Origin of the sequence: Neisseria sp. HMSC31F04, assembly GCF_001807735.1 — a bacterium.
Taxonomy (GTDB): domain Bacteria; phylum Pseudomonadota; class Gammaproteobacteria; order Burkholderiales; family Neisseriaceae; genus Neisseria; species Neisseria elongata.
Genome location: NZ_KV790786.1, coordinates 40189 through 53976, shown reverse-complemented (window position 1 = coordinate 53976; position 13788 = coordinate 40189). Strand labels below are relative to the sequence as shown.

Genomic DNA, 13788 nt, shown 5'->3' with positions numbered 1-13788 from the left:
TCCTCTTGGAATCGGCATTCGGTGAAACTACCGTGCCAGCCATTCTTCCAACGCGGCTTTTAATTTCGGCACGGCTTCTTCTATGTCGCGGTCTTCTATCAACAGGCTGGGGGCGAGGCGGACGACATTGGCTCCGGCCACTAAAACCATCACGCCGTGTTTGAGTGCGGCGGCGGTGATTTCGGCCGCCCTGCCCGCATATGATTCGGCCAATACGCAGCCGATGAGCAGGCCTTGTCCGCGCACGGTTTGGAATACTCCGGTTTCTTCTCCGATTTTCTGCAGGGCGGCGGTGAGTTTCGCGCTTTGGCGGACGGTGTTGGCGCGGGTGGCTTCGCTGTTGATGATGTCGAAGGCGGCACAGCCGACGGCGCAGGCCAGGGGGTTGCCGCCGAAGGTCGAGCCGTGCGTGCCGGGGCCGAACGACGGGGCGAGGCAGTCGGTGGTGAGCATCGCGCCGATGGGAAAGCCGCTGCCCAGGGCTTTCGCGCTGGTCAGGATGTCGGGGGCGATGCCGCCGTGTTGGTAGGCGAAGAGTTTGCCGGTGCGCCCCATGCCGGTTTGGACTTCGTCGAATATCAGGGCGGCGTCGAAGCGGTCGCACAGTTCGCGCGCGGTTTGCAGGAACTCGGCAGTGGCGGGCAATACACCGCTTTCGCCCTGTACGGGTTCGATGATGACGGCGCAGGTTTGCGCGGATACGGCTTGGCGCAGTGCGGCGGGGTCGTTGAAGGGAATGTGAGCAATGCCTTCGGGCAGCGGGGCGAAGTCGCGGCTGTATTTGGGCTGGCCGCCGACGGAAACGGTAAACAGGGTGCGGCCGTGGAAGGCGTTGGTGCAGGCGATGATTTGGTGTTTGCCTTCGCCGTGGCGGTCGCGGGCGTATTTGCGCGCCAGTTTTAGGGCAGCTTCGTTGGCTTCGGCACCTGAATTGCAAAAGAAGACTTTGTCGGCAAAGGTATGTTCGGTGAGGCGTTTGGCCAGTGCCTGCGCAGGGGCTGTGGTGTAGATATTTGAGATGTGCCAAAGTTTTTGCGCCTGTTCCGTCAGGGCGGACAGCAGGGCGGGATGGCAGTGGCCGAGTGCGTTTACGGCAATGCCGCCGGCCAGGTCGATGTACTCGCGCCCTTCTGTATCCCATACGCGGCTGCCTTGTCCGCATTCGGGGATGATGGGGGCGAAGTTAAAGTTGGGGGTCAGGTAGTTTTGCATGATGCCGTCCGTGTTTTTTGTCGGTATGGACGGGGGATTATGCGCTGTTTGGCTTCAGGCTTCAATGTTCAGGCCGTCTGAACGGTTTTTCAGACTAACCTACGCCAATCCCGCCGCTTCAAAAAACGCCCGATACGCCGCCGCCTTTTTCGCCAAACTCAAAGGATAGGCGCGTGAAGTGGACGGCAGGCGGGTCAGGGTCAAATCCCGTCCCGCATACGGAAACGGCACGGTTTCGCCCGTTTTCGGCATTTTGATGCCGCCGCCCTGAATATCGAGCAGGATTTCCGTTGCCTTAACGCCGGTGGTGCAGATACGGCGGCAGTCGGGCATCTGCGCCAACACCGCCGCCAAATCGACGGTTTCGACCACTTGCAGGAATTTGTCAGACGCATTGCCGTGTTCCCGTACGGCCTTTAAGACAGTCGGACAGGAAGCAATACCCTTTGTCCGCAGGAATACTTTGATTTTCTCCGCGTCAAATGCTTTTTCAGACGGCCTCTGAAAGTATGCCGCATCATTGAAAAACACCAGCCCGTAAATGCGCCACATATCGTTTTGGAAATTCGGATAATGAAACTGCATCGCGCGTTTGTCTTCCGTGGGCGGGAACGTGCCCATCATCATGACGGTTGCCGCCGGCGGCAGCAGGGCGGGGAAAGGATGGATTTCGATGATTTGATCGGTCATGCTCGGTTTGGCTTTCCGTTTGTCGGTTTGAAGCTTTTCAGGCCGTCTGAAAGCATAGTGGATTAACTAAAAATGCTACTGCGTTAGCTTGCCTTGCCCTATTATCTGTACCGTCCGCAACTCGCCGCTTTGTCGCGTTGTTTTATTGGCCGGCTTATTCCGTTGCGGCACGGAGAAGTTGTTTGCCCCAGCAGCTTGGGGGCAGCTTAGCTTGGGTTTCGATGCGGACAATATCGGCTTGCCGTGCATCCCACTGCAGGCGTTCCCCGCCCGATAAAGGCGGACAGGCGGCCGCGCTCCGCTCGTCCAATAAAAGATCGAGTTTGGTGATTCTGTTTTGCTCAAGCCAAACCGTACCAAACGGCGGCAGTATCATCAGGCGGGCGACCCATTCGTTTTCCTCGTCACGGCTCCGCTTCACTTCAGACCATGTAAGCGTCGCCCCCAACCACGGCACATCCTGCTCCACCGACGCCGCCAGCCGGCAGGAATCCAAGCGGTAATCGGCGGGCGACACGGGTTTGCGCCCCGACTTGCCCGCAAACCGCCACCCTATCGACTCCCCCGTATCGCAATCCCAACCTTCAATCGGCATGTGTCCGGGCTGCTGTCTGGTTTTAAGATATACGCCGTATATACCGTCATCGTGCGCCGCATGCTCCATTTCAGCCACTTTCACACCGTGCCAATCAAGCGGAACGGCAAACTCGGCTGTGGAAAAAGCCGCAAAATCAGGTTGCTTACCATATTTGGTCGGCTGCACGGTCAGTTTTGCCCCTTTGGGCAACGGAATGCCGTCTATAACCATATCCTGCTGCAACTCCTGATTCGCAGAAGCAAAATAAACCCTTTCGCGGAAATAAACTGCCAACCAAACGATACCCGCCAGCACGCCCAGCAAGACATATGCCCCGCTTATCGAGCGTATCTGCCGATTGTGCGAACCAAACAGAGCCGCCAGGGCAACCAGCCACAAAACCGCAGCTGCAGCCGCAATAACAAGCAACCAAACAACTAGTGGCGCCAGTGCGCTTCCGTCCCCCATTATCTTTCCTTTTTAACGCATTCAGACGGCCTATTCCCCCTGTTCCCCATCTTTCGACACAGGGCGGACAACCTTTTTACCCCAGCAATATTCCGATAAATCGACATAGCTTCTTATGGTAACGACATCCGGCTGTTTGCTATCCCATTCCAATGAGGCTCCCTCATCGGCAATCGCACAGCCCTGCAGATTTTTTTGGCTAAACGACAAATTGATACTGCTTATCCGTTTGTCTGCGTCAAAATAAACCTTACCCCAATAGGGCAGGTTCTCCGAAACGATATCCGCCTCCCAATATGCCCCCAACTGCTCATACTTCACCTTTTCCAAGGGCAGCTTCATCGCTTCCGGCCATTGTGGGACCGATACTTCCGCCGATTTGTCCAATAGGCATTCCAACAGCCTGTAGTCGGCGGGATTTGACGGTTTCCGTCCGTTCTCGTTCTTCACGCCCCAAAGCATATCGTTGTCGGTGCGGCAACGCCAACCCTCCACTTCCACCACACCTCCCGTGCCGTTGCCGGATCGGGTGGTCAAAGTCGCCTCATAGTGTCCATCGTCCTGACTGACAACACGCTCCATCTCACCAACTGTAACGCCTTTCCAATCAATCGGTTGAAGGTATTCGACGCGGGAGAAGGTGGAAAAATCGGGGACTTTCTTTATCCCCATTTGAGGCTCTACAACCAACCTCGAACCGGCCGGTATGCGGATGCCGTCAATCAATAATTCCTTGTCATTCGCTTGATAACGGGATTCCTCATATGCCTGTTCCCCCATATCATCAATGACGGAAAGGATAAAACCCGACAGAATCAGCAAATTAAGCATTATTGCCAAAGTCTTGATTACGGGATTTTTAGCTACAAAAATTGCTACGATACTCGCAAGCCACACTCCGAAAGCAACAAGTATCAAAAAACCCAAGCCGTAAAATAAAGCGTCCAAACCCATATCCTGTTTCCTTCCCTGGTTTTCAGACGGCCTTCAATGCCGCCGCAAATGCCTTGATTTTCAAAGCATCTTTAACTCCTGCCGCGCTTTCCACGCCGCCGGACACATCCACCGCCTCAGCATCGCTGGTTTTCACCGCTTCGGCAACGTTCTCCGGCGTCAGCCCGCCCGCCAAAATCCACGGTTTGCCGATGTTGCCGCGCAACAGCGTCCAGTCGAAACTCTGCCCCGTGCCGCCGTATTCGGTCGGATGGTAGGCATCGAACAACAGTGCGCGGGCATTGGGGAACTTGGCACAGGCCGTCTGAATATCGGCAGCCGATTGCACGCGCACGGCTTTAAGATACGGCCGGTCGAACTGACGGCAGAAGTCATCGTCTTCGTCGCCGTGAAACTGAATCACGTCTATCGGTACTTGACGCAGGATTTGACAGATAACGTCCGGTTGTTCGTTCACAAACAGCGCGACTGCCGACACAAACGGCGGCAACACCGCCGTGATTTCCTTCGCCTGCGCCACCGTTACCGCGCGTTTGCTTTTGGCGTAAAACACCAGCCCGACTGCATCCGCGCCCGCCTCGGCGGCAGCCAGTGCATCTTCGGGGCGGGTGATGCCGCAAATTTTGATACGGATGGGTTTCATCAAAACTTCCTTTATGGTTCAGACTTCGCGCTTTTTAATGCTCAAAGCAGAGGGCTTTCGGCAGAAATATAACTCCTGCCGGCGATAAAATACACAGGGCGTCGCTTATGTCGCATACTGTGCGTTAAAGCATCACTCATTTCTTTCAGACGGCCTATCCATACAGCGGGAAACGTAATCCGCCACCGTGCGATAGTCATACCCCAAACGGTTGGAAACGGCAGCGGCCAATGCCTGCTCATTCTCAAACTTGCCCATATCGGCAGCCAAATCAACAAACAAATCGGCAATTTCCACCGCACCGATATTGCGGGATGCGGCGGCAAATCCGTCGGCCAAAAATTCTGCAGCATAATCGTCGGCAAAATCAGCCCCCATATCGCACAGCAATTCGGCTTCGGCAATCGGAAAAACCGTACGCTGCCAATTATTCAAACCATCCATTCCGTTCAGCCGCCCTGCTTCGACCGCCTCCGCAATCGCCTCTTCGACATCACGCATCGTCATCAACCGCCTTCAAACGGCCACAACCAATCGGGCGGCAGCGGCACAGGCAGGCCGAACTCAGGCGGATAATCTACACCCGTCAGATACAGCCCGTCCGGCATAAAGGTCGGCGGGGCTTTCAGACGGCTTTTTTCGGCCAACAGTTCGGCAAAATCCTGCACACTCAAACGTCCGTTACCCACATACACCAGCGCGCCGACGATATTGCGCACCATATGATGCAAAAAGGCATTGCCGTGCAAATCCAAAGCCATCAATTGCGGTGTGCCGTGCAAAACCACGCCATATAAAGTTTTGACCGGAGATTTTGCCTGACACTGCGACGCGCGAAAACTGGAAAAATCATGTTCGCCGACCAACAGCGCGGCAGCAGCCTGCATGGCGGCAAAATCCAGCGGCGTATGCGTCCAACCGACACGGGCGGCCAACAACGGCGAACGGACGGGCGAAGATTGCAGCACATAACGGTAGCGGCGGCCGAAAGCATCAAAACGCGCATGGAAATGCGGCGCAACCCGCTTGGCCTGCCAAACTGCCACACCTTGCGGCAACAGGCTGTTCACGCCGCGTATCCATGATTGCTCGCCGCGCTCGGCAGCAGTATCGAAATGCACTACCTGCGCCGTGGCATGCACACCCGTATCCGTTCGGCCTGCAGCAACGACATTCACCGTTTCACCGGCAATTTGACTCAATGCCGATTCCAAAGCCGCCTGAACCGAAACTACCCCGTCGGCCTGTTTTTGCCAACCGAAAAACCGACTGCCGTCGTAAGACAACGTCAATGCCCAGCGGCTGGTGCTTTCAGACGGCCCTTCTGAATTTTCAGACGGCCTCTCTAATATCATGACCCTGCATTCCAAAAAAAACATCATTAAAAATATCGGGCGGCATTATATCCAGCAGCTTAAATTCGAACCAGCCGCCATCGCAGCCCCATGATAAAAATAAACCCCGAGTATAAACCCGGGGTTTCATTCCGATTACTGTCAGCCTCCGATACTGTTCAGCAATGCCCTCGATTTGGCCTGTATCTCACCACTGGACTCTTCAATCAATTCATTCAAAGTCTCGCGGGCGGCCTCAGGATCACCAATCTCAATATACATTTCCGCCAATTCATACTTCGCTTCAAGCGGAGCAGTCATACCGACCGATTCGGAAACGAATGCCGGTTTGCTGTCGCCCTCGGCCATATCCAAATCAGACCAGTCAATGGCCAAGTCATCGGACGAATCTGCCAAACCATCGTCAAAAGTAATATTGGTATCGCTGAAATCAACCTCGTTATCCGACCAGCCTTTACTACTGGCTGCAGACACCTCAGGCTCAGCTTGAACCGCCGGCACTTCCTGTACTTCCGGGATTTGCACGTTGAAATCAGGCAACTCGTCGGCTGCCACCGTTTCAACAACCTCCTCTTCGGTAACCTGAGCTGTTTCAACAGCTGGAACAGATACTGGCTCAACCTCAGGAACTTCAGGCTCTGAAATTTCAGGAACTGCAACTTTAGGAGCAAAAGATTCTTCAGCTTCAAACGACAACGGCTCAATGGCTGCAGGTTGAGGCTCTTCGACCAAAGCTGTTTCAGGTACAGCAACAGGCTCAAACTCAACCGTTTCGGCAGATTCAACAGCCTCCACCTCAACCGACGGCTGGCTGACTTCAGCCTGCTCAACCGGCATAGGCTCCAATGCAAACGACAATGTCGGCACCGGTGTTTCAACATCAGCCTTGACCGCTTCAGGTTCAGACGGCGTATCAGTATCAAATGGCTGGTCATCCACAACAAAAGCCAATGCCTCTTCCGCAGGCTCTGCTGTTTTTTCCTCTATAGGCGTTGCCGCAATCACCTCAACAGGCTCGGGAGCGACAAATTCCAACGCATCTTCAACCGTTGTTTCAGTTGCAACTTGGATGTCCTCTGCAAACACCCCTCCGGCTTGAGGAGTTTCAACAACCGGCTGGATTTCCTCAGATGAAACTACTGCAAATTCCAGCAGTTCTTCAATTTCGGCAACCTGCCCGATATCATTTTCTGTCCATGAAACTGTTGCAGGTTCGACAATCTCTTTTTCAGCCGCATCGACAACTTCAGGAGTCGATATAGCCGTTTTACGCTCTTCGTATTTGGCAATCGCCTCAGGACTGGCCCAAGAAGTAATGGTTTCTTCTGCCGCTTCGTTTTGCTCTGTTTCCACCGCCTCAGACCAATCAAGTACAGGTGCAGATTCGGTTGTTACGGTTTCAATAGGAGCGGGAGACGGCTCAACAGCCGGCGGGGTGGCAGAAGCATCTTTGACCGGACCAAAATCATCAGGTTCAAATACGCTGTCGGTTGATTCGATACTGTCCCAATCGGCATTGGCTCGGCTCAGGGTTTCTTCATCATCCGTAACGGCACTACTCACAATGCCAACTTGCTGCTGATCAATGGCCAGCGCATTCAGATTTAAATCGAAGCCGTCATCCTGCGATGCAGGCTTATCGTCACCGACCACCTCGAAGAATACGCCATCATCTTCTACATCATCTGCCGCCATTGCGGTTTCGGCCATTGCCGTTTCTTTAGTGATAGGTGCTTTCGGGTGTTCCGGCTTGGCTATGGGCTGATGCAAACGGATGCCATCATTCTGCTCATCAAACGGAGTTTCTTCTCCGGGTTGATCATCTTGGCGTGATTTGGCTGCGGCTTTGCGATCTAAAAACAGCTTGGCCAATAGCAAGATAATCGTCAAACCTATACCACCGGCCAAAACCAGTTTCCACAAAGAACCGCCTTCATCTTCCGAGCCGGCATTTTCGGCTTCCGTAGGCTGCGGCTTGGTCTTGGTACTTTCCGCTTCGGAAGCTACAGGCTGAGGCGGTGCGGCAGGAGCCATCTCTTTAGATGCTTGCTGTATTTCCGAGACAGACTGAACAGGGGAAACCTGTTCGAACGGTTTCGGTTCTTCAACCGCTTCCGGCTTCACAACCTTCTCTTGAGGCTCGCTTGGAATGGCTTCTTGTTTTTTAGGTTCTGTTTTTTCTTCAACAGGTTTTACCTGTTCTTTTTCTTTTGTTTCTGCTGCCGGTTTAACAGGGGAAGCCTCCTTCGCAGGCTTTTTCTCTACCTGAACTGAAGCCGATTGTTTGAACGAAGAAGGCAAATCTAAAACAACGCCTGTAAAAAGTTGATTGGGATTGCGGCCCAACTTTTTCTGGTTGGCATTGATTAACGCCCGCACTGCCTGATCCACCGGCATATCAGCAGGTTTGAGCTGTTCGGCAATAATTGTCAGTGTTTCGCCAATCTGTACCGTATGCTGCCCGGATGTCGCTACCGGGGCGGCATCTAACTTCTTACCCGAATCGGGAACGGGATTCTTTTTGTCAGCGGTTTCGCGCTCGGCTTTTTTAGCCTCGGCCACGACAGCTTTCGCTTTGGCGCTGGAAGCATCAAGTACGGCCATGTATTGACGTGACTGCCCTTTCACATCCATCTGAAACACAATGACAGGTTCATTAATGGCACTAGACGAACTCAGACTGACAATTGCATCATTGCCTGATTTGCGTACATTTACCTTCAACCGATTATCGGACAAGTTGAGTTTGGTGCCCCTTAATAATTCTTTTGCTTCTTTTCCCGTCACGGTAACTGTTGCGGAAAATGGTTCGCCTAAACCAGAATTTACCCTCAACCCACCCAAGGCTGCTACGCAACCGGTGGAGGCCAACAGCGACACAGACAATGCTATCAGTTTGATTTTACTATCCACTTTCAAAATTTATCCCCTGATTATTCGGCGGCATGATTTCAACGCCCACAATTCAGCTTCCTATCATATCTTTTATTTACCTTTCTTGCCAAATTTAATCATAAGAAAATATCTATTACTCATACGTCTTGTCGCTATCTTGCCATTACGCTTGCCTACATCGCTTACGCATTCCCCACATCAACAACTTCCATCTCTGCCTTACCTCATTCAGGCAACCATGAAAAGGATGCAAAAATCAGCAGCTATCTGTATGATGGCGGTTTTCATTTAAATCATTCTTATATTTTTATTTATATGAAAGCTGCCAGCGATTTTATTGCCGTCATACTCTTTTTTCTAACCTACATCCTAACTAAGAATATCATTTGGGCAACGTCTGTTGCCGTTTTTGCCGGTATTGCCCAGGCAGCATTTTTGTGGTGGAAATTCAGAAAACTGGAAACAATGCAATGGGTCAGCCTGTTGTTAATCGTCGTTTTCGGCGGAGCCACCATTTTAACCGGCAACCGCACCTTCATCATGTGGAAACCAACCCTGCTCTTTTGGACCGGCGCCATTGCCATCCTCATCAGCAACATCATTAAGAAAAACGGTCTTCAAGCCCTGCTGGGTAAAGAGATTTCGTTACCGGATGCCGTGTGGAAAAAATTGGCAATAAACTGGATGTTGTTCCTTATTATTATGGGTTTTGTCAATTTGGCTGTCGCTTATCCTTTTTCCGCAGAGCGTGAGGCCGTCTGGAACAATTACAAATTTTTCGGTGCCATTCCGCTGACTTTCCTTTTTTCTTTGGCACAAGTTATCTATCTGAACCGTTACCTCCCCAAGGAGAACAAAAATGACTGAACAATACTATATGCTGCTGGCAACAGACGGCGAAGATGTGCATGAGGCACGTATGGCAGCCCGGCCCGACCATCTGGCCCGCTTGGAACACCTGCAATCTGAAGGCCGCCTGCTTACTGCCGGTCCAAACCCATTGCCCGACAACGCCGACCGCGTTTCCGGCAGTCTGATTATCGCTTCTTTCCCCTCACTCGATGCAGCCCAAGAATGGGCGGAGCAAGACCCTTATGTGGCAGCGGGAGTATACGAAGAAATATTGATCAAACCCTATAAAGCGGTTTTTAAATGACGCTCTGCACGGAACAGCAAATTCAGACGGCCTTAGGGCATTTAAGTCCCGAGATATTCGAATTCTCCGACGAAAGCCACCTCCATGCCGGACACGCCGGCAATAAAGGCGGCGGACATTACCGCATCCTCGTGGTAAGTACGGCCTTTAACGGCATCCCGCGCCTCCAGCGTCAACGGATGGTTAAAGAGGCTTTGCACGAATGGTTTTCAGACGGCCGCATCCATGCCCTCAGTATCCGTGCGCTCACACCTGACGAATACTTCCATCAACTTTAAGTGAGAAACAAAATGAAAAAACACTACTTCCTCCCTGCATTGATCATGACACTGTTTTCAGGCGGCCTAATGGCCGAAACCTTACTAACCGTAAACGGCAATAAAATCGACAGCGGAGAAATCGACCGGCAAATCAAACTGATCCGCCAAGATAACCCCCAAATTCCCGATTCGCCCGAACTGCGCAATCAACTTCTCAGTAACACCGTTACCCGCATGTTGGTTAACCAGGAAGCACGCCGTCTGAAACTGGAACAAGGGCAGGAGTTTAAAACCGCCAGCGAAAACGCTCGCAAATCGGCCAAAGAACAAGGCGCCGACAAACATGCCGACTTCAAACAACAATGGGATGATTATCAGGCTGCACTACTGATCCAAGCCTTTGTTTCACATATCATCAAAACGAATCCTATCAGCGATCAAGAAACTCGCCGGGCCTATGACGAAAGCAAAAAATACTATCGAGGCAGCAGTGAGGTTCAGCTTGGCGAAATACTGACACCCAACAAAGCAGATGCCGAACAGGCCATCAAAGACCTGAAGGCAAAAAAACCGTTTACCGATACTGCCCGCAAATATTCCGCCGATCCGGCAGTCCAACAAACCGGCGGCATCAATCCCGAATTTGATGCATTAAAAGACCTTGAACAAAGCGTACCGCCGATTTACGCCGCCGTAAAAGACTTGAAAAAAGGACAGTTTACATCCACACCGGTTGTCGGCAACGGCGTATTCGGCATTTTCTATATCCACGACAAACGCCCGCTGCAACTACCGCCATTCGAACAGGTTCAAAACAACATCCGTCGCAGCCTGCAGCAACAGAAAATCAGCCGGGCTGTCGATGCGCTGTATCAAAAAGCCACCATTACCCCGGCAAACAAATAGGAAAAAACATGAAACAGAAACGACTACTCACTTTTATCGCACTGGCATTGACCGGCGTTTCCATCGCTGCACCCCAAATTGATTCGGCACGCGTGGATGCCATGCTGGAACAGTTTGGCAATACGGAACAAAACCAACTCCCTCCTGATGCCCGTCAGCAAATCGAAAAAACTTTGGCCGCAACCGACATATTGAAATCAGAAGCCTTAAAACAGGGCTTGGACAAACAGCCTGCCGTCCAAGCACGTTGGAAGAATTTGGAAGCGCAATTCTATGCCTCCCAATACGAAGAACACTTGGTTAAAACCGTTTCCGTCAGCGACAGCGAGGCACTTGCCGCTTACGGCAACCTGACCCGAATCGTCAAGCTGGCACAAGTCCGTTTTGCCACGGCAGACGAAGCACGTGCCGCACAGCAACTGTTGCTGAAAGGCTTAAGCTTCGAGAAACTGATGGAACGCTACCCCAATCCCGATCAGCCCGCCATGCAAGAACCTTTGCCGATTGGCCGCCTTCCGGTAGAAATCGCAAATATTGTTGGCAATATGCAAAAAGGCGATGTCAGCCGCGAGCCGGTAGCCATTCAAAACGAATTCTACCTGTTCAAAATTACTGCCTCCGAGCAAGCACAGGATGCACCACCGTTTGAACAAGTGAAAGAAGCCGTTATCCAGCAAGTAAAACAGCAGAAGGCACAGGAACAAATTGACCAACTGTTGAAAGCAAACGGTATTTCCCTGTAATACCGCCGGCGAAAGCATGAGGCCGTCTGAAAATAACTTTTCAGACGGCCTCAACTTCAAATACAGCCCGACAGGGTTATACTTAAAAGTTATTCTGCACCCTTATAATACTCTGACTCCTTCAAAATTTCAGGTTTCACGATTCCCTGTAAATCCTTAACGGGAATAGTCAACTCAGGTGTGCCTAAAACATATGCACCAATTTCGTAACTTTGATACAGGAAAGTCAAGCCGTTTTTATCAAACCGCCAGTTTTCCGTGGCGGAAAAATCATTGCCGTTATATTCAATAATATATTTCCGCGCGCTTTTTTCGTCATCCTCTCCGCCTTCCACCAAATACTTGACATAGGCTTCTTTAATCAGATGCGTCAGTTTTGCTTTTTGTCCGGGCAACAGGATGTCATCTAACTTAAGCGGTTTCGGATTGGCAATACCGCGTTTCAACACCGTCAGCGTGTACACGCCGTTTCCGTGTGGGCCACAAACATATCCCCAGTCTCCGTGGCCGAAAACGGCATAATTGGGCGTATAACCCGTCAGTTCCAACGTATCCACATAGTCCAACGCACAAGGAGAACCACCCTCTTTACGGCTCCTCCTGTTTTCCTGATTGGTTTCCTTTACGTCTTTGTCGCGCATTAAGGCCGTCTGAACCGATTTCTGTGTCGGCAGTTTGCCCCCCATTTGTTTTCTGACCCAGTTATCCAAATGCTTGTCGCCAGTAATCGGATAGCCGACAGTAAGTTGATGGCAAAGGGGTTTGCCATCTCTGTCTTTACCGGCACAGGATTTGGCTTCCAAGGTTTTGGATTGAAACAATAAAGGGGCTGCCTGAACATTCGCAGAGAAAACGAGGGACAGTGCTGCGGCGGCAAGCGTTTTGCGGAACATATCAACACCTATTAGGATTTGGATTTAATCAGCGGGAAGCCCAATGCTTCACGGCTTTCGACGTATTTCTGCGCGACGATACGGCTGAGGGCGCGGATGCGGCCGATGTAGGTGGCGCGCTCAGTAACGGAAATGGCGCCGCGTGCGTCTAATAGGTTGAAAGTGTGTCCGGCTTTGAGGACGAGCTCGTAGGCAGGCAGGGCAAGGCTGGCGTTTTCTTCGGCGAGCAGGCGTTTGGCTTGTGCTTCGTAGTCGTTGAACTGGCGCAGCAGCCAGTCGGCATCGCTGTATTCGAAGTTGTAGGTGGATTGTTCGACTTCGTTTTGATGGTACACGTCGCCGTAGGTGACGGTGTTGCCGTCGAGCGTTTTTGCCCAAACGAGGTCATAGACGTTTTCCACGCCTTGCAGGTACATCGCCAAGCGTTCGATGCCGTAGGTGATTTCGCCGAGTACGGGGGTGCAGTCGATGCCGCCGACTTGTTGGAAGTAGGTAAACTGGGTTACTTCCATGCCGTTGAGCCAGACTTCCCAGCCCAAGCCCCATGCGCCTAGGGTGGGGTTTTCCCAGTCGTCTTCGACGAAGCGGATGTCGTGGACTTTCGGGTCGATGCCCAATTCGCGCAGGGAGTCGAGATAGAGGTCTTGGATGTTGGCGGGGGCGGGTTTGAGGGCGACTTGGAATTGGTAATAGTGTTGCAGGCGATTGGGGTTGTCGCCGTAGCGGCCGTCTTTGGGGCGGCGGCTGGGTTGGACGTAGGCGGCAAACCAAGGCTCGGGGCCGAGTGCGCGCAGGCAGGTAGCGGGGTGGGAAGTACCGGCGCCGACCTCCATGTCGAAAGGTTGGATGACGGTGCAGCCTTTGTCTGCCCAGAATGTTTGCAGTTTGAAGATGATTTCTTGGAAAGTGAGCATGGTAAAGTTGTGTATTTTGCAAAAGAAGGGCATTTTACTGTTTTGACGGTACTTTGAATAGCTTGGGATAGCTTGCTTTCCTCATTACATTTATAATGCGGAAAATTTTGTTTGGCTTATGT

The 13788-nt window shown here is 52.1% G+C and carries 15 protein-coding genes; 5 read left to right on the top strand and 10 right to left on the bottom strand.

Features of this window, described 5'->3' with window-relative positions:
• Positions 1-27: 27 nt before the first annotated feature.
• From HMPREF3107_RS03300 to HMPREF3107_RS03265, 8 genes are all read right to left on the bottom strand, one after another.
• Positions 28-1212, bottom strand: a complete 1185-nt coding sequence (locus HMPREF3107_RS03300) for an acetylornithine/succinyldiaminopimelate transaminase (RefSeq protein ID WP_070453418.1) — start codon at positions 1210-1212, stop codon at positions 28-30.
• A gap of 99 nt (positions 1213-1311) precedes the next feature.
• A complete protein-coding gene (locus HMPREF3107_RS03295; protein ID WP_070453415.1) occupies positions 1312-1902 on the bottom strand; it encodes a DNA glycosylase in 591 nt (196 codons plus the stop codon).
• A 154-nt stretch (positions 1903-2056) separates the two neighbouring features.
• Positions 2057-2947, bottom strand: a complete 891-nt coding sequence (locus tag HMPREF3107_RS03290; protein ID WP_070453412.1) for a hypothetical protein — start codon at positions 2945-2947, stop codon at positions 2057-2059.
• 30 nt (positions 2948-2977) lie between these two features.
• A complete protein-coding gene (locus HMPREF3107_RS03285) occupies positions 2978-3901 on the bottom strand; it encodes a hypothetical protein (protein ID WP_070453409.1) in 924 nt (307 codons plus the stop codon).
• A gap of 22 nt (positions 3902-3923) precedes the next feature.
• A complete protein-coding gene (locus HMPREF3107_RS03280) occupies positions 3924-4544 on the bottom strand; it encodes a phosphoribosylanthranilate isomerase (RefSeq protein ID WP_070453406.1) in 621 nt (206 codons plus the stop codon).
• A 132-nt stretch (positions 4545-4676) separates the two neighbouring features.
• On the bottom strand, positions 4677-5051 hold the full coding sequence (locus HMPREF3107_RS03275; protein ID WP_070453401.1) for a hypothetical protein: 375 nt from the start codon (positions 5049-5051) through the stop codon (positions 4677-4679).
• Entirely contained in the window at positions 5051-5899 is an 849-nt protein-coding gene (gene truA / locus HMPREF3107_RS03270; RefSeq protein WP_070453398.1) for a tRNA pseudouridine(38-40) synthase TruA, read from the bottom strand. Before truA ends, HMPREF3107_RS03275 begins: the two co-directional genes overlap by 1 nt.
• A 141-nt stretch (positions 5900-6040) precedes the next feature.
• Complete coding sequence (locus HMPREF3107_RS03265) at positions 6041-8812, bottom strand: FimV/HubP family polar landmark protein (protein WP_246828585.1); 2772 nt, start codon at positions 8810-8812, stop codon at positions 6041-6043.
• Positions 8813-9109: 297 nt separating this feature from the next.
• Between HMPREF3107_RS03265 and HMPREF3107_RS03260 the strand changes: the two genes are divergently transcribed.
• The 5 genes from HMPREF3107_RS03260 to HMPREF3107_RS03240 are packed head-to-tail and all read left to right on the top strand — an operon-like array spanning position 9110 to position 11859.
• On the top strand, positions 9110-9661 hold the full coding sequence (locus HMPREF3107_RS03260) for a septation protein A (protein ID WP_070453392.1): 552 nt from the start codon (positions 9110-9112) through the stop codon (positions 9659-9661).
• A complete protein-coding gene (locus HMPREF3107_RS03255; protein WP_049248171.1) occupies positions 9654-9950 on the top strand; it encodes a YciI family protein in 297 nt (98 codons plus the stop codon). The genes HMPREF3107_RS03260 and HMPREF3107_RS03255 overlap by 8 nt, the downstream gene beginning before the upstream one ends.
• Positions 9947-10228, top strand: coding sequence for a BolA family protein (locus HMPREF3107_RS03250; RefSeq protein WP_070453389.1), 282 nt, complete (start codon positions 9947-9949; stop codon positions 10226-10228). Before HMPREF3107_RS03255 ends, HMPREF3107_RS03250 begins: the two co-directional genes overlap by 4 nt.
• Before the next feature lie 12 nt (positions 10229-10240).
• Positions 10241-11116 carry a peptidylprolyl isomerase gene (locus tag HMPREF3107_RS03245; RefSeq protein ID WP_070453386.1) on the top strand — a complete coding sequence of 292 codons (876 nt, stop codon included), beginning with the start codon at positions 10241-10243 and terminating at the stop codon, positions 11114-11116.
• A gap of 8 nt (positions 11117-11124) precedes the next feature.
• Positions 11125-11859: a peptidylprolyl isomerase gene (locus HMPREF3107_RS03240; RefSeq protein WP_070453383.1), complete on the top strand. Its 735-nt coding sequence runs from the start codon at positions 11125-11127 to the stop codon at positions 11857-11859.
• Positions 11860-11948: 89 nt separating this feature from the next.
• Here the strand turns inward: HMPREF3107_RS03240 and HMPREF3107_RS03235 are convergent, their stop codons facing one another.
• Entirely contained in the window at positions 11949-12752 is an 804-nt protein-coding gene (locus tag HMPREF3107_RS03235) for an RsiV family protein (RefSeq protein WP_070453380.1), read from the bottom strand.
• Between the two features lie 11 nt (positions 12753-12763).
• On the bottom strand, positions 12764-13666 hold the full coding sequence (gene glyQ / locus HMPREF3107_RS03230; protein ID WP_040665741.1) for a glycine--tRNA ligase subunit alpha: 903 nt from the start codon (positions 13664-13666) through the stop codon (positions 12764-12766).
• Between the last annotated feature and the right edge of the window lie 122 nt (positions 13667-13788).